This window comes from Mesorhizobium sp. IMUNJ 23232 (assembly GCF_044326205.1).
Classification (GTDB): domain Bacteria; phylum Pseudomonadota; class Alphaproteobacteria; order Rhizobiales; family Rhizobiaceae; genus Kumtagia.
Genome location: NZ_JBIRCY010000073.1, coordinates 15,021 through 33,414 on the forward strand (window position 1 = coordinate 15,021; position 18,394 = coordinate 33,414).

The following is an 18,394-nucleotide window of genomic DNA, read 5'->3' on the forward strand; positions in this document are numbered from 1 at the left end:
CGGCCTTGCGGAGATGTCCTCACCCATCGTGAAGCTTGTCGCCCAGCGCGTTGCGCTGGGCATCCTCCTGCTTTTGGCCGTATCGGTCCTGATCTTCGCCGGCACGCAGATCCTGCCCGGCGACGTCGCGCAATCCATCCTGGGCCAGTCGGCGACGCCGCAGGCGCTGGAAAACCTTCGGCAATCGCTCGGCCTCAACGACCCGGCCTATATCAGATACTTCCGCTGGCTGGGCGGCGTGCTGACCGGCGATCTCGGCACCGCGCTATCGTCCGGGCAGGATATCGGCAGCTCGATCTGGCCGCGCCTGAAGAACACGCTGTTCCTCGCTCTCTGCGCGGCAATCGTCTCGGTGCCGCTGGCCATCATCCTCGGCCTGACCGCCGTGCGCTATCGCAACGGTTTTGTCGACAAGCTGATCTCCGGCATTGCGCTGGCGTCGACATCGTTTCCGGAATTCTTCATCGGCTACGTGCTGGTCTTCGTCTTCGCGGTGAAGCTGCAGTGGTTCCCCGGCATCTCCACCGTCTATGACGGCATGCCGTTCATGGACCGGCTGCAGGCGGTGGTGCTGCCCGCCGCCTCGCTGACCCTTGTGGTGCTGGCCCATATGATGCGCATGACGCGCGCGGCGATCCTCAACGTCATGCAGTCGCCCTATATCGAGACGGCCGAGCTCAAGGGGCTGGGCGCCTTCGACATCATCCGCAAGCACGCCTTCCCCAACGCCATCGCGCCGGTGATCAACGTGGTCATGCTGAACCTCGCCTATCTCGTGGTCGGCGTCGTCGTCATCGAGATCATCTTCGTCTATCCCGGCATGGGCCAGTATCTGGTCGACCACGTCACCAAGCGCGACGTTCCGGTCGTGCAGGCCGTCGGCCTGATCTTCGCGGCCGTCTATATCAGCCTGAACATCATCGCCGACATCGCCGGCATCCTTGCCAACCCCCGTCTGCGGCATCCGAAATGAGGCGGCCATGTTGAGAAGCATTCCCTTCACGGCGCTGCTCGGGCTGGTCCTCACCGGGATATTCCTGTTCGCGGCGGCTTTCGCGCCCTGGATTTCGCCCTATTCGAACACTGAGATCGTCGGGCAGGTCTGGGAGCCTTCCTCCGCCGCGCATTGGCTCGGCACCGACAATATCGGCCGCGACCTGCTGACGCGCGTCATCTTCGGCGCACGTACCACAATCATCATCGCCATACTGGCCACGGCTCTCTCGTTCACCCTGGGCTCCGTGCTGGGTTTCATGGCGGCGGTGCTGGGCGGCTGGTTCGACACGATCGTCTCGCGTTTCGTCGATCTGCTGATGGCGATCCCCACCCTGATCTTCGCGCTCGTGGTGCTCTCCGTGCTGCCGCGCACGGTCGCCGTTCTGATCCTCGTCATGGGCATCCTCGATGCCACCCGCGTCTATCGCCTGGCGCGGGCCGTCGCCGTCGACATCAACATCATGGACTATGTCGAGGCGGCGAGGTTGCGCGGCGAGGGAACCCGGTGGATCGTGCTCAGGGAAATCCTGCCCAACGCGCTGTCGCCGCTGGTCTCCGAGCTCGGGCTGCGCTTCATCTACGCGGTGCTGTTCCTGTCGGCGCTGTCGTTCCTCGGCCTCGGCGTGCAGCCTCCGGAATCGGATTGGGGCGGCATGGTCAAGGACAACAAGGACGGCATCGTCTTCGGCATCGGCGCGGCGCTGATCCCCGCCGCCGCGATCGCCATCCTGGCTATCTCGGTCAATCTGGTGGCCGACTGGGTGCTGAACCGTACCTCGAGCCTCAAGGGAGGGCGCAGCTGATGGCCGTGGCCGCGAAGACCGCGAAGTCGGACACGCTGCTCGACATCCGCAACCTGCGAATCGAGGCGAAAGTGTTCCCGCCGGGCGAGCCGCCCAGGACGATCACGCTCGTCCACGACGTTTCGCTTACCTTGCAGCGCGGCAAGGTGCTGGGGCTGATCGGCGAATCCGGCGCTGGAAAATCCACCATTGGCCTCTCCTCGATGGGGTTTGGGCGCGGCGGCGTGCGCATCACGGGCGGCGAAGTGGTGCTCAACGGCCGCGACATTCTGAAAGGCGGGCTGGGCGGCCTGCGCAAGCTGCGCGGCCGTGAGGTCTGTTATGTCGCGCAATCGGCGGCGGCCTCGTTCAACCCGGCGCATCGGTTGATGGACCAGGTGGTGGAGGCCTGCCTGCTGCATGGTGTCGCCAGTCGCGCCGAAGCCGAAAAGCGGGCGGTGGCGCTGTTCAAGAAGCTCAGCCTGCCGAACCCCGAGACCATTGGCGAGCGCTATCCGCACCAGGTGTCCGGCGGACAGTTGCAGCGCGTGATGACGGCGATGGCGCTGTGCTCCGAGCCCGACTTGATCGTCTTCGACGAGCCGACGACCGCGCTCGACGTGACCACGCAGATCGACGTTCTCGCCGCGATCAAGGACGCCATCCATGATACCGGAGTAGCGGCTCTCTACATCACCCATGACCTCGCCGTCGTTGCGCAGGTGTCCGACGAGATCATGGTGCTGCGCCACGGGCGGCTGGTCGAATGGGGCGGCACGCGGCAGATCATCAAGGAGCCGCGCCAGGAATACACCAACGCGCTGGTCTCCGTGCATGAGATCGCGCATCAGGAGCAGAAGCCGGGCGCCACGCCTTTCCTCTCGGTGAAGAACGTCACCGCCTCCTATGGCGGCGGCAAGGTGAAGGTGCTGAAGAACGTCTCGGTCGACATTTTTCCCGGCCAGACGCTGGCCGTGGTCGGCGAATCCGGTTCGGGAAAATCGACGCTGGCGCGCGCCATCACCGGGCTGCTGCCGCCCGAGCAGGGGTCGGTTACCTTCGCGGGGCGGGCGCTGGCCAACCGGCTGGCCGACCGGCCGAAGGAAGACCTGCGGCAGTTGCAGATGATCTACCAGATGGCCGACGTGGCGATGAACCCGCGCCAGACCGTGGGCACCATCATCGGCCGGCCGCTGGAGTTCTATTTCGGCATGCGCGGGCGCGAGCGCGACAAGCGTGTCGCCGAACTGCTCGACGAGATCGAGATGGGCAAGGGTTTTGTCGACCGCTATCCGGCCGAGCTTTCGGGCGGCCAGAAACAGCGCGTCTGCATTGCCCGTTCGCTGGCGGCCAAGCCGAAACTGATCATCTGCGACGAGGTGACCTCGGCGCTCGACCCGCTGGTGGCCAACGGCATCCTCAAGCTGCTGCTCAATCTGCAGCAACACGAGAAGGTGGCGTATCTGTTCATCACCCACGACCTGGCGACGGTGAAGTCGATCGCAGATTCGATCGCGGTGATGTATCGCGGCGAGGTGGTGCGCTACGGCCCGAAGAGCCAGGTTCTGGCGCCGCCTTTCGACGCCTATACCGACCTGCTGCTCTCCTCCGTGCCTGAAATGGAGATCGGGTGGCTGGAGAAGGCCATCAAGGGCCGCCGAATGGCCAGTGCCGGGAATTAGGCCTTCATCGAGAACCGTCGGCGCAACCCCTCGATCGTCATGTTCTCGGCGATGGCGTCATGCGGGATGAGCAGGTAGGCCCATGGCTTGCCGCCATAGCTTGCCGTGTGATCGCTGGCGTGGCGGCACCATTCGGCGGCGACGTCACGCTTGGCCAGCACGTCCGGATCGGTCAGCCGGTCGGACGCCTTAGGCTCCAGCATCAGGATGTGCGCATCCGTCTCGGCGACGAAGTCCGGCTGGTATTCGAGGTCGCCGCCGCCGCTGCGGTAGAAGAGCTGGAACTGACCGCGCGCCGGCCTGAACCATTTTAGCACTTCCCGGTCGAGGATCACCGCCAGCTTGCGCTCGGCGTCGGAGTGGAATTTCTGCCGCCTGAACAGGCAGCGTGAGAAACCGCCGAAAACGTAGCGCGCCATGTTGCTCTTGTCGACGGGCGATAGGCGAAAATCCCACTCCGGCTCGCCCTCGTCGCGGCTGTAGGCGCTGGGCAGCAATGCGCAGAAACCGCGCTTGACCACGACGGCATAGTCCGTCTTGCCGTCCTGCCAGAAATTCTGCCGCATCTGCGCATGAACCAGATGGGCAATCTCTCCCTGGTGGAGGCGCAGCAGTTTTCGGGTGTTCTCCTCGGAATGTTCCTGGCGGAGATGCCGGACGACCTGGCTGGCGAGGCCGTAGAGCAGCTCGGAATTGTCGTCATAGGCCACATCGTCGAAGTCGATGAGCGCGTCGACGACATAGTCTTCGAGCTGGCGCACGTCGCCGTTGCCGATGCCGACGCCGATTCGCTCGACCTGTCCGGTGCGCAGATGCGCGGCCCACAATGTGTCGTTCGGTGCGTCATAGCGCAGGTTCGCGAGGTTGAGGATGAACGGACGGAAGCCGGATTTCACCTCGCCTTTGGGCACGACCAGAATACGCGGAATGTCGATGGTCTGCCGCACGACGAGATCGATGGTGCGCGCGATGATCGAGGTCAGGTCGGGTTGCGCTGAGATGCCGTCCAATTGCATCTGCGTCGGCCGGCAGCGGCTCTGCACCGCCTCGAGTAGTGCCGCCTGGATCTCGGGCCGCTGGAGATGCGCCACCCCTGGCGCCAGCAACGGCTGGGTTTCCAGTTCGCGGATCGCCTCATAAGCGACTTGCGCCAGAGTCTGTTCCTGGTGGGTGAACGGCGTCTGCGCGTCGTCGGTTTCGCAATGTGGCGTCGCCGGCCCGTCGTCCGATCGAAGGCCGAGCATCGAGACCAGGCGTGGTTGGGATATTTCGGTAATCGTCTTTGGGTTGCCGTCCGCCTCAGGCAAAAACACCTCGTGGAGACGGATCGGCGATTGCGGGTCGCGCGCCTCCTCGACGATTTCCTGGAAGCGGTCATGGGCGACGATGTTGAGCCGGTCGACCGCGGCCACGCCGGTGCGCCGGCCGTAAGGCAGCCGTAGCCCGCGGCCGATCGATTGTTCGATCAGGGTGCGCGCATTGGCGGCGCGCAGCGGCACGATCGTATAGAGGTTGGTGACGTCCCAGCCCTCCTTCAGCATGTTGACGTGGATGACGATCTCGGTCGGTTCCTCGGCATACTCGACCCTCAGCAGCCTTTGAACGGTCTCTTCTTCCCTGACGCTGGAATCGACCTGGATGACTTTTCCCGCATACCGGCCGCCGAAGAAGTGGTCCGATTGAACGAGCGTCATCAGCTCCGCCGCGTGCGTGGTATCGCGGGCGACGATCAGCATGAACGGTTTTACGATGCTCTGGCCGGCCTGCCGCGCATAGGTCTCCAGCTCAACCTTGACGCTTTCATGCAGGCGCACGCCGTCCTCCAGCTTGATCTGCTGGACCGCCTCCGGCGACATGCCGAGCGCCGAAAAATTCTCGCGGGTGACGACGGCCGGCTCTTTGACGAAGCCGTCCTGCATGGCGCTTGCCAGCGGGTAGTCGTAGACGACGTTCCTGAACCGCACGGGTCCGCGCGCCGTCTCGACGAAGGGCGTCGCCGTCAGTTCCAGGCCGAGCACCGGCCTCAACTTGTTGATGGCGCGGATGCCGGCCGACGCTCGGTAGCGGTGGGATTCGTCCATGATCAGCACGAGATCGGTGAGGCCGGCCAGCCAGTCGAAATAACTCTCGCCGATCTCCTCGCGGAACGAGCGGATGCGCGGGCTGCGGCCGCCGCGCACCTCCGTATTGATCTTGGAGATGTTGAAGATGTTGATCGTCGTCTCGAACAGGCTGCCGCCTCCCGAAATGTGCCGCTCATAGTTTTCGCCGGTGGTGATGACCGGCGGCGCGATGGCGAATTCCGAGATTCCCTTAAGCACGTATTTCGGGGTGTTGCGGGTGAAGTCGGTGATCAGCTTGTCATAGATGGTCAGGTTCGGCGCCAGCACGAAAAAATTGTTCATCCCGTGCGCGAGATGCAGATAGGCGATGAAGGCGCCCATCAGTCGTGTCTTGCCGACGCCGGTCGCCAGCGCGAAGCAGAGTGACGGGAAATCGCGCTCGAAATCGGTGACGGACGGAAATTCGGTGCGGATTGCCGTCAGCGCTGCCTGCGCGTCGGCATCCTTTTCCAATGCGATCAGTGTCGCTATCCGGTCGAGGATTTCGAGCGAACGCCGTTGCGGCGGCCGCAGGCTCAGCCGGCCGACGATCATGTTGACGTGACGGCTGCCCCCGTTTGCCATCCGATTGCCCTCTCGATCCTCGAACAGGCCGGCCGCGGCCGCTGACGTCCGCGCCGGCCTGTTCGCCCCCTTCTGCCCCCGACGCTCTTCCGAATGGTTCGCCGGTGGTCCGCTCAGTCCGCACCCCCCAATGGTCACGGCGACTTGATGCCGTCGCCCTGCCCCTCCGCGACATTCAGCCGGTAGTCTTCTTGTCCCCAGTCGAACCGGTCGATGAAATGGTTCGGGATCTTGCGCACGGTCAGGTTCGGAAACGCCGCCGAATTGCCGCGAAACGCCCGGCACATCACAAGCAGGCTGCGGCTCGTCCCGACCTCCTCGCTCAACCGCGACAGTTCATCGGCGGTCATGAAACGCGGCACGACATAGATGAAGTCGCGTTCGGTCGAATGGCCATGCTGCCAGAAGACGGTTTCGCTGGGCGCGTGGACAAAACCCTCAAGCGTGCAGACCGCGGCCACCAGCCAGTCATGGTCATAGGCCTTGCTGATCACGCCGCGGCCATGCGTGTCGGCTTCGATCAGCGAGGGCGCCAGATCGAAATAGTGATAGCCGCCGCCTCCCTGCCAGCCGGCCGCCTCCGTGACGCCGCCGGCGTCGACGCCGTCGATCACTTTCCGCAGACGTGGGATGATGTGGGTATGGGCGTGGTCGCCGATCTCGACCATGATCCAGCGGCGGCTCATCTTGTGCGCGACCGCACCCGTGGTGCCGGAACCGGCGAAACTGTCGAGCACGAGGTCGCCCGGCCTTGTCGCGATATCGAGGACGCGCTTGATCAGCCGCTCCGGTTTTGGCGTGGCGAAGGCGTTGCCGGCGCCGAACAGCGCGATGCTCTCCTTCTTCGCCTCCTGGTTGTGGCCGGCCTCGCTGTTGTCCCACCAACTCCAGGCCGAAACGCCTTCCCGTTCAGACAGGAAATTCTTGATGCGCGGGCGCGCGGTGCCGTCCGCGCCGAACCAGATGCGCTTCTGATCGAGCAGCAGACGGAATGCGCTTTCGACATTGGCCCAGCAGCGGCCCGGCGGAGGGTCGAATTCCACCCCCGCCGGCGATACGATCCGGTACATCTGGTTCGGCCGCCAGCCCTGAGCGGTGAAGTCCGTCGAGGTCCACGGACCTCGGGCGTCGCCGTCGGGATTGCGGTAGGATTTCGCCTGGACCCCGGATAGGGGAAGCGTGTTCAGGGCGAGGCGGTCGGCATCCCTGGCGAAGACGAGGATATGGTCATGCGCGCCGCCGAGCCGCAGTCGCGCGTCGGGCGATGTGCGTTTCTGCCAGACGACATTCGCCACGAAGTTGCGCCGCCCGAAAATCTCGTCGCACAGCACCTTGAGATAATGCGCCTCATTGTCGTCGATGGAGATCCACAGCGAGCCGTCTTCGGACAGCAGCCGGCGGATGATCTCCAGCCGGTCGCGCATCAGGCCGAGCCAGATCGAGTGCTCCAGCCCGTCATCGTAATGCGCAAACGCGCTGCCGGTGTTGTAGGGCGGGTCGATGAAGACGCATTTCACCTTGCCGGTGAATTCCGCCTCCAGCGCCCGCAGCGCCAGCAGGTTGTCGCCGTGGATGAGCCGGTTCTCCGAGGTGCCGGAAGGGCCAACGGAGAGTGTCGGATTCTCGATGAGGACTCTCGGTTCGGGCCGGCGCCGCTCCTCCTTGCCGACCCAGACGAGTTCCAGCCGGCGTGGCTGCCGCATGGAATTGTCGTGGGTTGCCCTCTCTGGTTGCATTCTTTGAGAATACAACTATGAATTTTATTCTGTAAAGTCCAATTCGCGTCATGCGTGTATTTTGTTTGCGGCACTACCATTCCAAATGGCGTGCGCATCCGACGATTTTCTGTTTCCTCCCATGCCCGAAAATGCCACCAATAATCCGGGAGGATTTTTGCTGTGGGGTCAGGTGAATGAGACTGAAAGTCACGATAGCGCGCGGCATGGCGATGGCGGCCGCCCTCCTTCCAACGGCTGCGCTGGCGCATACGGGCGTCGGCCACACCAGCGGCTTCATGCATGGTTTCGCCCATCCGATCTCGGGCCTCGACCATATCCTCGCCATGATCATGGTCGGCGTCTTCGCCTGGCTACTTGGCGGCCGCGCACTGTGGCTTGTTCCGGCGACGTTCGTTCTCGTCATGGCAATCGGCGGCGTGCTGGGCGTGGCCGGGATCGAAGTGCCTTATGTCGAAACCGGCATCGCGCTTTCGGTGGTCGTGCTCGGAGTGGTGGTGGCGCTGGGCGTAAAAGCTCCGGTCGCGATGGCAATGGGGCTCGTTGGCCTGTTCGCGATCTTCCACGGCCATGCGCATGGCGCGGAAATGCCGGAGGATGCGGGCAGCCTCGCCTATGCCGCCGGCTTCATGATCGCCACGGCGCTGCTGCATGCGGCAGGGATCGGCATCGGGCTGCTGATCGGCAAGGTGAGCGAGAGCTATGGCCCGGCGGTGGTGCGCACGGCAGGCGGCGCGGCAGCGGTTGCCGGCGTCGGGCTTCTGACCGGCGTGCTTTAGCCTTCAGCCGAGTTTTGCGGGCGCCGCCGGTTGCGGCGCCCTTGTCGGCGGATTCCGGCGGAGCGGCTTTTCGCAAGACGCTCTGCCTACTTCTGTCAGCCCTGGAAAAACTCCTGGCGCTGTTCGCCAAGCCCCTCGATGCCGAGCGTAACGACGTCGCCTGCCTTCAGGAAGATGTTCGGCTTCTGGCCGAGGCCGACGCCCGGAGGCGTGCCGGTGGAAATGATGTCGCCCGGCAGCAGGCTCATGAACTGCGACAGGTAGGAGACGAGATAACGCACGCCGTAGACCATGGTCTTGGTCGAGCCGTCCTGGAATTTGCGGCCGTTGACTTCGAGATGCATCTTCAAATTCTGCGGGTCGGCGACTTCATCGGCGGTCACCAGCCAGGGGCCGGTCGGACCGAACGTGTCGCAGGACTTGCCCTTGGTCCACTGGCCCTGGCGCTCGGCCTGGAAGGCGCGCTCCGACACGTCGTTGATGACGCAATAGCCGGCGACATGGTCCATCGCCTCGGCTTCGGAGACGTATTTCGCCTTCTTGCCGATGACGAAGCCAAGCTCGACTTCCCAGTCGGTCTTGAGCGAACCGCGCGGGATTTCGACCGGATCGTTCGGGCCGACGATGGCCGAGGTGGCCTTCATGAAGATGATCGGCTCCGGCGGCACGGTCGCGCCGGTCTCGGCGGCGTGGTCGGAATAGTTCAGGCCGATACAGATGAATTTTCCGGTGCCGGCCACACAGGCGCCGAGGCGCGGATTGCCTTCGACCAGCGGCAGGCTGTTGACATCGATGGCGCGGATGGCGTCGAGGCCTTCCGGAAGCAGCGTTGAGCCTGCAATGTCGGACACCTTGCCCGACAGGTCGCGGATGCGGCCTTCACCGTCCAGAATTCCGGGCTTTTCCTGGCCCGCCGGGCCGTAACGCAGCAACTTCATCTCGGGGTCTCTCCTCGGGGGATATTGTATCGGTCTAAAGGTTCAGTCCGCCGTCGATGACGTGGACATGGCCGGTCCTATAAGCCGAAAGGCTGCCGCCGGGATTGACGGCACACGCGGGAAGTGGCCCTACCATGATAGCGATATCAACGGCCAGACCGTTTTGCCGATTTCGTGGAACGCTTTTTGCAAGGGCTTTTTGGGTATCAAATCTTGCCGCCGAGTTCGTCCTCGACATGGGCGCGGACGATCTCGTCGAAGGAGGTTTCGGCGCGGAATCCGAGCGCCTCGGCCCGTTTCGTCTCCAGCCTTTCGGCCCAGCCGGCGACAATTTTGATAATGGTTTCATCGGGTTCGCGGCGGATCAGCTTCACCGCCTTGTCGCCGCCGAAGCGGCGAAGCGCCTCGATCTCCTCGCCAACGGTCGCCGAAAGACCGGGCATTGCGAGGTTGCGGCGATGGCCGAGCGGCGCCAGATCGATGGTTGCCGCGTGCTCAAGGAAATTCACTGCCGCGCGTGGGCTGGCGAACCAGTGGCGCACGCTTTCCGAGACCGGCAGGACGGCTTCCTGGCCGGACAGCGGTTCGCGCAAGATATTGGAAAAGAAGCCGGAAGCGGCCTTGTTCGGCTTGCCCGGCCTTATGCAGATCGTCGGCAGGCGGATGCCGATGCCGTCGAAGAAGCCGCGCCGGCTGTAGTCGGAAAGCAGCAGTTCGCCGATCGCCTTCTGTGTGCCGTAGCTTGTCGCCGGCGTCGAAAAATATTCATCTCCAATGGCTTGCGGGAACGGCGCGCCGAACACCGCGATGGAGGAGGAGAACACGACGCGCGGCTTGTAGGGCTGGCGCAGGCCTTCCTGCCGGATCGCTTCGAACAGGAAGCGCGTGCCGTCGAGATTGATGCGGTAGCCCTTGTCGAAGTCGGCCTCTGCCTCGCCGGAGACAATGGCCGCTAGATGGAAGATCAGGTCCGGCCGCATGGCGACCAGCTTTTCGCTCTCGCCCGGCGTCGACAGGTCGGTCACGATCGTCTTCACCTCGGCGGCGGTTTTCGGCACTGCCGGCTCAACCACGTCGACCAGAGTCATCCGGCTGATCGCCGATTTTCCGACAGCGCCCGTCTGCGCAAGGCGCTCCGCCAGCTTGCGGCCGACCATGCCCGCCCCGCCGATGATCATGACATGCATATGCTTCTCTTCCCTAGGCTGCTTCGAGACCGTTGCATTCGCCGCGACACATAGCCCGGAACGTCCTTGAATGCATGGGGGAATTTGCAATCCGGCGAAGCGCCGGCTCAGCGTTTCCGCGGCCGGAAATCGCGAACGGGCTCCGCGATTGCCTCCGCAGTCGGATGTCTCGGTGCTGGCCGCGCACTTGCCTTGCCCCGCCAAGTCGATCATTGAAGGCGCCTGCCCACCGGTCTCAGGGGTTTTGAGTGACAGCGCATCCGGCAAACGCCGCCGACCTTCTCTCCGCATTCCATAACCGGCAGGCGACGGTCGCCGTCATCGGCCTCGGTTATGTCGGCCTGCCGCTGGTTAAGGCCATCGTCGAGGCGGGGTTCACGGGGCTCGGCATCGACATCGATCCCGAAAAGATCAGGATGCTGCATGAGGGCATCGCCTACATAAAGCAGTTCGATGCGGGCTTCTTTGTTGACCGGATCGCCGACGGGCGTTTCGCCTGCACCGCTGATTTCGCGGCGCTTGCCGAGGCCGACGCCGTCATCATCTGCGTTCCGACGCCGCTGACGAAACATCGCGAGCCGGACCTTTCTTATGTCGCCGGCACCGCCCGCTCGATCGCTCCGCATCTCAAACCCAACCAACTCGTCGTGCTGGAATCGACGACTTATCCCGGCACGACGACGGAACTGCTGGTGCCGTTGCTGGAGGCGAGCGGGCTCAAATGCGGCGCGGATTTTTTCGTCGCCTTCAGCCCGGAGCGCGAGGATCCGGGGAATCCGGACTATGGGACGCAGTCAATCCCCAAGGTGGTTGGCGGGGTTGATCCGACATCGCTGGAGCTGGCGGTGGCGCTGTACGACCAGATCGTGGTCAAGACGGTGCCGGTTTCCTCTACCGCCACCGCCGAGGCGGTGAAGATCACAGAGAACATCTTTCGGGCGGTCAACATCGCGCTGGTCAACGAACTGAAGCTGATCTACGGCGCCATGGGCATCGACGTCTGGGAGGTGATTGAGGCGGCGAAGACAAAACCCTTCGGCTTCATGCCCTTCTATCCCGGGCCGGGGCTTGGCGGCCACTGTATCCCGATCGACCCGTTCTATCTCACCTGGAAGGCGCGCGAATTCGACATGCCGACCCGGCTGGTGGAGCTTGCGGGAGAGATCAACACGGCGATGCCGGGCCACGTCGTTTCGGTCTGCATCGAGGAACTCAACGGCCGTTTCGCCAAGGGCCTGAACGGCGCGAAGGTGCTGCTGGTCGGCCTCGCTTACAAGAAAAACGTCGGCGACATCCGCGAAAGCCCCGGGCTGACGCTGATCCGGCTGCTGGAGGACCGCGGCGCCAAGGTCGATTATCTCGATCCGCATGTGCCGGTGATCACCATGACCCGCGAGCATCCGGAGGTTGCCGGCCGCGGCTCGGTTGTAGGCGATGCCGGGACATTCGCGCGCTACGATCTGGCGCTGATCGCCACCGACCATGACGCGGTCGATTACGCAGCGCTGGTCGAGAACAGCCGGCTTGTCGTCGACACCCGCAATGTCTGCGCGCGCAAGGGCATCCACTCGCAGAAGGTCGTCAAGGCGTGACGGCCGCGCTTATTCCACAGGCGGCAGCCAGTCCGAGCGTTCGTCGATAACGCGCAGGATTTCTATTCGGTCACTGAATGGTCGATAGATGAAGGTGAAAGGCGTTCGCTGAAGATGAAGCTCCCGAGCGCCGTCCACTTTTTCGGACGGATGCCCGATATGTGGATTGGTCAATAGAAGCCGTTGTGCCCTGACGAATTGCGCGTCTGCCTTCCTGCTGCCTTCGGGAAAGGTGTCGGTGTAGTAGCGCTTGAACCAGCGCAGATCCCGCTTCGCCTGCGCCAGAAACAGGATTCGCATCGATCAGGTTCGATGAAGGAATATGTCGGCTTCCGGCTCCGGCAGTTCGTTTTCAGTCCCTAGCGAGAGGAACCATGCGTTCATCCGCTCCGCGGAGATGAATTCGCCTTTGTCGGCCTCAGCCGCGGCCTCCTCGATCATACGGCGACGCGCTTCGCTGCGCGCCTTCTGCGCGGCTATCGCTTGAGCGGCGACATCGCCCGCGCTGCTGTCGTGGCGCTTGGCCTCTTCTTCCAGCCACTGCTTGAGTTCAGGCTCAAGTCTCATCGAAAATCGCACGCTGCCGGTCATCGTATCGGGTCTCGAATGGACAAGAAGCGCTTGCCCGACACTGGCGTATATATGCCAACAGGCGAACATCGTCATCAAGCGCGGAGGAGAAACCCGTCGCCACTGAGCCGCTCGGCTTCAACACACAACGTATCGGGCTGAAAATGCGTGTGTTTTGACTTGGCCGGACAAAGGACGATACGGAGTGCGCCGCGCGCTGGCCGACCCGGCGCGACCGTCGATTCGCAACCGCGCAGGACCCGCATGACTAGAAAACCGATCCGCTTCATCGATCTTCCCGCGCAACAGGAGCGCATCAAGGCGAAAGTCGACGCGGCGATCCAGCGGGTGCTGGCGCATGGCGCCTATATCCTCGGACCGGAGGTCGGCCAGTTCGAGGCTGCGCTCAGCGCATTCTGCGGCGCGAAGCACTCGATCGGCTGCTCCAACGGAACCGACGCGCTGACGCTCTGCCTGATGGCCAAGGGACTGAAGCCCGGCCAGGCGGTGTTCTGTCCGAGTTTTACCTTCGCGGCGACAGCGGAAGTCGTGGCCATGCTCGGCGCGACGCCGTATTTCGTCGACATTTTCGAGGACACGTTCAATCTCGATCCGGCGAGCCTGAAGTTGGCGATCGCCCAGGCGAAGAAGGAGGGGTTGTCGCTGGCTGGCGTGATCACCGTCGACCTGTTCGGCCAGCCGGCGGACTATGATGCCATCGAGCCGATCGTCGCCGATGAAGGCATGTGGCTGCTCTGCGACGCCGCGCAAGGGTTCGGCGCGACCTATCGCGACCGCAAGCTCGGCACCATCGGCGCGATGACGGCCACCAGCTTCTTTCCCGCAAAACCGCTCGGCGCCTATGGCGACGGTGGCGCGATCTTCGTCGATGACGACGAGACGAACGCGGTGATCCGCTCACTGCTCGTCCATGGCCAGGGGACGGACAAATACGACAACGTCCGCATCGGCATGAACGGCCGCCTCGACACCCTGCAGGCCGCGATCCTGATCGAGAAGCTGGCGATCTTCGACGACGAGATCGTCGCCCGCAACCGCATCGCCCAGACCTACAATGACGGCCTCGGCGACGTGGCGGTCGTGCCGACTGTGCTCGACGGGTGCGTATCGACCTGGGCGCAGTACACGATCCGCGCCCGCGGCAAGGATCGCGGCACGGTTCTGGCGTCGCTGAAGGACAAAGGCGTGCCGACCGCAGTGTATTATCCGAAGCCGCTGCATCGCCAGACCGCCTACCGGCATTTTCCGGTGGCTGGCAACGACTTGCCGGTGAGCGACCGCGTCGCGCAGGACGTGTTCAGCCTGCCCATGCACGCCTATCTGGAAGCCGACGACCAGGCCTACATCATCGAGTCGGTCCGAGAGGCGCTGGCGGCGTAGCCCGCAAAAGGCACGGGAGCGGACGTGTAGGTCTTCTCCCTCAAGGCGTCGGTCGCCCGGAAAGCGTCGGCCACGAACTTCGCGATGAATTCGATGTCGCCGGACCAGGTCTCGTCGAGCGCCGCCACCGACAGTGTTCGCGGCGGGATCGGCGGGATCGCCTCGAACCGGCGGATGCGATCGGCGATGTCGTCGCGCACAACGGCGGGCGTCATCACCGCGAAACCCAGCCCTGCCGCGACCAGTTCGCTGGTGACGGAAAGCGAGTTGCATCCGCTCAGCGACTTCGGCGTGCATTGCCCCGCATCGAACCATTGACGGATGGTCCGGCCGATGGTCGACATTTCCGGCTGAGTGAAGATCGCCTCGTCGACAAGATCGGCGGGCGTCAGCGTGCGGCCGGCGAGCGGATGCGACGCGGGTCCGAGCCAGGCCAGGTCGACCTCGCCCAGCGGGTGAACGGTGATGCCTTCCGACGCGATGGCATCGGTGGTGATGGCCACGTCGAGCTGCCGTTCGTCGAGCTGCCGCAGCAGCACTGAGCCGACATCGACGGCCAGTTCGATGCGCAGGCCGGGTTTTGTGGCCTTCAGTTTCCGGATCAGGCCGGGAAGCGCGATATGCGCGACTGTCTCCACGACGCCCAGCCGCAGCAGTCCGCGCAACTTGCCGGCGCTGGTCTCGCTGTGGATCTCGCGGGCAAGCGACAGCATCTGCTCGGATTGGCGCTGGATCGCCTTGCCGGCCTCGGTCAACCGGGCGCGGCCGCCGCTGCGGTCGAACAGGGCACAGCCGAGATCGCGCTCCAGTTCGCGGATGCGTCCGGAAACCGAAGGCTGCGTCACGTTGAGCTGCCGCGCGGCGGCGTGGAAGGAGCCCAGCCGGGCGATCCAGTAGAATGTCTCGATCTGCGCGAGCGTCAGCCGCATGATAGGGAAAGCCTATCAGCGTGGAGATCGAAATCAATTAGAAACGATCGGCCGCTTGTGCGAGTTTTCGACGAGCCGTTGCCACTGGCAGCGGAGGCAAGCAGGGGAACCAGAATGAAAAAACTCACCACTGTGCTTTTGTCGATGGCGCTCGGCGCCACGATGTTTGGCGCCACGCATGCGCAGGATCTCCAGGAAGTCCGCCTGAAGGTCATCGGCGGCTGGAGCAACGTCACCATGACCACCGCCGTCGAGCAGCCGTTCTGGGAGACGAAGATCGGCGAACTTTCGGGCGGCAGGATCACGGCCGATTTCAACAGCCTCGACACGCTTGGCCTGAAGGGCGACGAGACGCTGCGCCTGCTCCGGCTCAAGATCGCCGACATTGTCACCGGCCCTGTCAGCTTCGTCGCCGGTGATTTCAAGCTTTACGACGGCCTCGATCTTTCAGGCGCTATTCTCGACATCGACACGATGCGCAAGGCCGTGAACGCCTATCGGCCGGTCATCGACAAGAACATGCAGGAGAACTTCAACGCCCATCTCTTGATGATGTGGCCGTCGCCGCCGCAGGTGCTGTTCTGCAAGGGCGACATCAAGGGTGTCGCCGACCTGGCCGGCAAGAAGATCCGCACCTTCAACCAGACGCTCGCCGATTTCGTCGAAGCGGTCGGCGGCACGCCGGTCAACCTGTCCTTCGCCGAGGTCGTGCCCGCGCTGCAGAACGGCACGGCCGATTGCGGCGTGACCGGGACCGGCCCCGGCAACAGCGCCAAGTGGTGGGAAGTGACCGACCATCTGTTCCCGCTGGTGCTCGGCTGGGCTCCCTATTTCAGCGCGATCAACATCGACACCTGGAACTCGCTTGACCAGCCAACGCAGGCATTCCTGACCGATGCGTTCGCGAAGCTGGAAGAGGAGATGTGGGCGCATGTCGCAGCGGCGGCCGAGCAGGGCGTCAACTGCAACACCGGCATCGGCGAGTGCACCAAAGGCATCAAGGCCAACATGAAGCTGGTCGAGGTCTCCGACGCCGACAAGGCGCTGCTTGCCGGCATGGTCACGGAAACCATCCTGCCGCGCTGGGCCGGCCGCTGCGGCGAGGCCTGCGTAACCGCTTGGAACGAGACTGTCGGCAAGGCCCTCGGCTTCACCGCCAAGGCGCAGTGACAATGGCCGCGCGCAGCACACCGGCCGGCCCCATGCCGCTGAAGGGGCTGCGCGCCGTCTCCCGATACATCCTGCTTGCCGGCGGCTTCCTGATCGTCATGGCCGCCGCGCTGATCATGGTCGAGATCGTGATGCGGCAGGTGTTCAGGCATTCGCTCGGCGGCGTCGACGAACTGGCGGGCTTTGCACTCGCCGTCGGCACCGCCTGGAGCTTCGGTTCGGTGCTGCTCGACAAGGCGCATGTGCGCATCGATACGGTCTACGCCCATTTCGGCGAGAAGGGACGCGCATTGATCGACATCGCAAGCCTCGCCGGCACGGTGCTGTTCATGGGGATGATGGTCTGGTTCGCGACGGAGGTGCTGATGACCAGCCTGCGTTTCGGCGCCTCTTCCCAAAGCTCGCTCGCCATTCCGAAATCGGTGCCGCAGGCGCTGTGGGTGGCAGGGCTCGCATGGTTCCTGCTGGTCGCAATCGTGCTCCTGGCATGCTGCGTGACGGCGCTGGCGCGGGGCGACTGGAAAACGGTCGGGCGGCTGGCCGGCGCGCCGGAACTTGAGGAAGAACTGCGCGCCGAGCTTGCCGACACCGAGCAGCGCAAGGCCGACGACGCGGGAGTGCGCCCGCTATGATCGCCTTTGCAATCCTGGCGATGATCGTGTTGCTGGCGCTCGGGCTTCCCATCGCCATCGGGCTGGGACTGGTCGGCATCGGCCTGTCCGAGTTCTTCAGCCCGCTGCCGCTGACCCGCGCCATGGGCGAGGTCGCCTGGAGTTCGTCGACGGGTTTTCTGATGGTCAGCATACCACTGTTCGTGCTGCTGGGAGAGATCCTGCTGCGCTCGGGCATCGCCGACCGCATGTATGCCGCGGTGGCGGCCTGGCTGTCCTGGATGCCGGGCGGGCTGATGCACGCCAATATCGGCTCCTGCGCGCTGTTCGCCTCGATGTGCGGATCGAGCGTGGCGACCGCCGCCACCGTCGGTACCACCGCGATGCCGCAGATGAACAAATACAGCTACGACCCCTCGCTGTTCCTCGGCACGCTGGCGGCCGGCGGTACGCTCGGCATCCTGATCCCGCCCTCCATAAACCTCATCGTCTACGGGCTGATCACCAACACCTCGATCCCGAGGCTGTATCTGGCCGGCATCATCCCCGGGCTTCTGCTGGCGCTGATGTTCATGGCGGTGGTGGCATTGGCCTGCACCATCCGGCCGGGCCTCGGCGGACGGAGCGTGTCCGTCGGCTGGCGCGAGCGGCTGGTTCTTCTGGCCGAGTTCCTGCCGCCCGTGTTCATCTTCGTGGTTGTCATCGGCTCGATCTATTTCGGCTGGGCGACGGCGACGGAATCGGCGGCGCTCGGCGTCGTGGCGGCGCTGATCCTCACCGTGCTGCGCGGCCGTTTCTCGGTGGCGATGTTCGTCACGGCGGTCGAGAACACCATGAAGACCACCGGCATGATCATGCTGATCGTCGTCGCGGCGTTCTTCCTGAATTTCGTCATGACGGCGGTCGGCCTGACCACGGCCATTGTCAACCTCGTCACCGCCTACGACCTGCCGCCGCTCGGCCTGATGCTGGCGGTCATCGTCTTCTATCTCATCCTCGGCGCCTTCATGGACGAGATGGCGATGATGATCTCCACCGTCCCGGTCATCGCTCCCGTGGTCTTCGCCGCCGGTTTCGACGGCGTCTGGTTCGGCGTCATGCTGGTGGTGCTGATGCAAGCGGGCATGATCCTGCCGCCGGTCGGCATCAACCTGTTCGTCATCCAGGGCATCCGCCGGGCGGGACGCATCAGCGAGATCGCCTGGGGGTCGGTGCCCTTCGTGCTGGCGATGGTGCTGCTCATGGCGCTGCTGATCGTCTTTCCTCAACTGGCCTTGTGGCTGCCCGCCGCGCTGAACTGAACGCCGCCCGTCGCATTTCCGCCGCGGGGGGGG

The 18,394-nt window shown here is 64.1% G+C and carries 16 protein-coding genes; 9 read left to right on the forward strand and 7 right to left on the reverse strand.

The features are described from left to right. Positions 1–13 precede the first annotated feature (13 nt). The 3 genes from ACH196_RS32825 to ACH196_RS32835 are packed head-to-tail and all read left to right on the forward strand — an operon-like array spanning position 14 to position 3,460. Positions 14–973 (forward strand): ABC transporter permease, encoded by a 960-nt coding sequence (locus ACH196_RS32825; RefSeq protein ID WP_396651050.1) that lies wholly within the window; start codon positions 14–16, stop codon positions 971–973. Between the two features lie 7 nt (positions 974–980). Then, the gene (locus tag ACH196_RS32830) at positions 981–1,799 is read left to right on the forward strand and encodes an ABC transporter permease (protein WP_396651051.1); all 819 of its coding nucleotides are present in this window, start codon (positions 981–983) and stop codon (positions 1,797–1,799) included. A 5-nt stretch (positions 1,800–1,804) separates the two neighbouring features. Beyond that, positions 1,805–3,460: an ABC transporter ATP-binding protein gene (locus ACH196_RS32835; protein WP_396651065.1), complete on the forward strand. Its 1,656-nt coding sequence runs from the start codon at positions 1,805–1,807 to the stop codon at positions 3,458–3,460. Here ACH196_RS32835 and ACH196_RS32840 read toward each other — a convergent pair. Next, on the reverse strand, positions 3,457–6,147 hold the full coding sequence (locus ACH196_RS32840; RefSeq protein WP_396651052.1) for a DEAD/DEAH box helicase: 2,691 nt from the start codon (positions 6,145–6,147) through the stop codon (positions 3,457–3,459). The genes ACH196_RS32835 and ACH196_RS32840 overlap by 4 nt on opposite strands. Positions 6,148–6,281: 134 nt before the next feature. Next, entirely contained in the window at positions 6,282–7,850 is a 1,569-nt protein-coding gene (locus ACH196_RS32845) for a site-specific DNA-methyltransferase (protein ID WP_396651053.1), read from the reverse strand. A 209-nt stretch (positions 7,851–8,059) separates the two neighbouring features. Between ACH196_RS32845 and ACH196_RS32850 the strand changes: the two genes are divergently transcribed. Then, positions 8,060–8,662 carry a HupE/UreJ family protein gene (locus ACH196_RS32850; protein ID WP_396651054.1) on the forward strand — a complete coding sequence of 201 codons (603 nt, stop codon included), beginning with the start codon at positions 8,060–8,062 and terminating at the stop codon, positions 8,660–8,662. Positions 8,663–8,757: 95 nt separating this feature from the next. Here the strand turns inward: ACH196_RS32850 and ACH196_RS32855 are convergent, their stop codons facing one another. Together ACH196_RS32855 and denD are read right to left on the reverse strand one after the other, a co-directional pair. Next, a complete protein-coding gene (locus ACH196_RS32855) occupies positions 8,758–9,600 on the reverse strand; it encodes a fumarylacetoacetate hydrolase family protein (RefSeq protein WP_396651055.1) in 843 nt (280 codons plus the stop codon). Positions 9,601–9,806: 206 nt separating this feature from the next. Beyond that, a complete protein-coding gene (gene denD / locus ACH196_RS32860) occupies positions 9,807–10,787 on the reverse strand; it encodes a D-erythronate dehydrogenase (RefSeq protein WP_396651056.1) in 981 nt (326 codons plus the stop codon). A gap of 248 nt (positions 10,788–11,035) precedes the next feature. On the opposite strand from denD, the gene ACH196_RS32865 reads away from it, so the two are divergent. Further along, positions 11,036–12,379, forward strand: a complete 1,344-nt coding sequence (locus ACH196_RS32865) for a nucleotide sugar dehydrogenase (RefSeq protein WP_396651057.1) — start codon at positions 11,036–11,038, stop codon at positions 12,377–12,379. A gap of 9 nt (positions 12,380–12,388) precedes the next feature. Here the strand turns inward: ACH196_RS32865 and ACH196_RS32870 are convergent, their stop codons facing one another. Both ACH196_RS32870 and ACH196_RS32875 read right to left on the reverse strand, forming a co-directional pair. Next, positions 12,389–12,679, reverse strand: a complete 291-nt coding sequence (locus ACH196_RS32870) for a type II toxin-antitoxin system RelE/ParE family toxin (protein WP_396651058.1) — start codon at positions 12,677–12,679, stop codon at positions 12,389–12,391. 3 nt (positions 12,680–12,682) lie between these two features. Continuing rightward, complete coding sequence (locus tag ACH196_RS32875; RefSeq protein WP_396651059.1) at positions 12,683–12,970, reverse strand: CopG family ribbon-helix-helix protein; 288 nt, start codon at positions 12,968–12,970, stop codon at positions 12,683–12,685. A gap of 243 nt (positions 12,971–13,213) precedes the next feature. Between ACH196_RS32875 and ACH196_RS32880 the strand changes: the two genes are divergently transcribed. Further along, the gene (locus tag ACH196_RS32880) at positions 13,214–14,350 is read left to right on the forward strand and encodes a DegT/DnrJ/EryC1/StrS family aminotransferase (RefSeq protein ID WP_396651060.1); all 1,137 of its coding nucleotides are present in this window, start codon (positions 13,214–13,216) and stop codon (positions 14,348–14,350) included. Here the strand turns inward: ACH196_RS32880 and ACH196_RS32885 are convergent. Continuing rightward, entirely contained in the window at positions 14,311–15,279 is a 969-nt protein-coding gene (locus ACH196_RS32885) for a LysR family transcriptional regulator (protein WP_396651061.1), read from the reverse strand. The genes ACH196_RS32880 and ACH196_RS32885 overlap by 40 nt on opposite strands. A 114-nt stretch (positions 15,280–15,393) precedes the next feature. On the opposite strand from ACH196_RS32885, the gene ACH196_RS32890 reads away from it, so the two are divergent. From ACH196_RS32890 to ACH196_RS32900, 3 genes are read left to right on the forward strand one after another with little or no spacing between them, the layout of a single operon-like run. Further along, complete coding sequence (locus tag ACH196_RS32890; protein WP_396651062.1) at positions 15,394–16,449, forward strand: TRAP transporter substrate-binding protein; 1,056 nt, start codon at positions 15,394–15,396, stop codon at positions 16,447–16,449. 2 nt (positions 16,450–16,451) lie between these two features. After that, positions 16,452–17,081, forward strand: coding sequence for a TRAP transporter small permease subunit (locus tag ACH196_RS32895; RefSeq protein WP_396651063.1), 630 nt, complete (start codon positions 16,452–16,454; stop codon positions 17,079–17,081). Further along, on the forward strand, positions 17,078–18,361 hold the full coding sequence (locus ACH196_RS32900) for a TRAP transporter large permease (protein WP_396651064.1): 1,284 nt from the start codon (positions 17,078–17,080) through the stop codon (positions 18,359–18,361). The genes ACH196_RS32895 and ACH196_RS32900 overlap by 4 nt, the downstream gene beginning before the upstream one ends. The last annotated feature ends 33 nt before the right edge of the window (positions 18,362–18,394 follow it).

What these genes read in the sequence shown, in the direction of transcription:
- ACH196_RS32880 (WP_396651060.1), top strand. Translation starts at nt 13,214, where the DNA reads ATGACTAGAAAACCGATCCGCTTCATCGATCTTCCCGCGCAACAGGAG.
- ACH196_RS32900 (WP_396651064.1), top strand. Translation starts at nt 17,078, where the DNA reads ATGATCGCCTTTGCAATCCTGGCGATGATCGTGTTGCTGGCGCTCGGG.
- ACH196_RS32825 (WP_396651050.1), top strand. Translation starts at nt 14, where the DNA reads ATGTCCTCACCCATCGTGAAGCTTGTCGCCCAGCGCGTTGCGCTGGGC.
- denD (WP_396651056.1), bottom strand. Translation starts at nt 10,787, where the DNA reads ATGCATGTCATGATCATCGGCGGGGCGGGCATGGTCGGCCGCAAGCTG.
- ACH196_RS32890 (WP_396651062.1), top strand. Translation starts at nt 15,394, where the DNA reads ATGAAAAAACTCACCACTGTGCTTTTGTCGATGGCGCTCGGCGCCACG.
- ACH196_RS32895 (WP_396651063.1), top strand. Translation starts at nt 16,452, where the DNA reads ATGGCCGCGCGCAGCACACCGGCCGGCCCCATGCCGCTGAAGGGGCTG.
- ACH196_RS32855 (WP_396651055.1), bottom strand. Translation starts at nt 9,600, where the DNA reads ATGAAGTTGCTGCGTTACGGCCCGGCGGGCCAGGAAAAGCCCGGAATT.
- ACH196_RS32830 (WP_396651051.1), top strand. Translation starts at nt 981, where the DNA reads ATGTTGAGAAGCATTCCCTTCACGGCGCTGCTCGGGCTGGTCCTCACC.
- ACH196_RS32870 (WP_396651058.1), bottom strand. Translation starts at nt 12,679, where the DNA reads ATGCGAATCCTGTTTCTGGCGCAGGCGAAGCGGGATCTGCGCTGGTTC.
- ACH196_RS32875 (WP_396651059.1), bottom strand. Translation starts at nt 12,970, where the DNA reads ATGACCGGCAGCGTGCGATTTTCGATGAGACTTGAGCCTGAACTCAAG.
- ACH196_RS32840 (WP_396651052.1), bottom strand. Translation starts at nt 6,147, where the DNA reads ATGGCAAACGGGGGCAGCCGTCACGTCAACATGATCGTCGGCCGGCTG.
- ACH196_RS32885 (WP_396651061.1), bottom strand. Translation starts at nt 15,279, where the DNA reads ATGCGGCTGACGCTCGCGCAGATCGAGACATTCTACTGGATCGCCCGG.
- ACH196_RS32845 (WP_396651053.1), bottom strand. Translation starts at nt 7,850, where the DNA reads ATGCGGCAGCCACGCCGGCTGGAACTCGTCTGGGTCGGCAAGGAGGAG.
- ACH196_RS32850 (WP_396651054.1), top strand. Translation starts at nt 8,060, where the DNA reads ATGAGACTGAAAGTCACGATAGCGCGCGGCATGGCGATGGCGGCCGCC.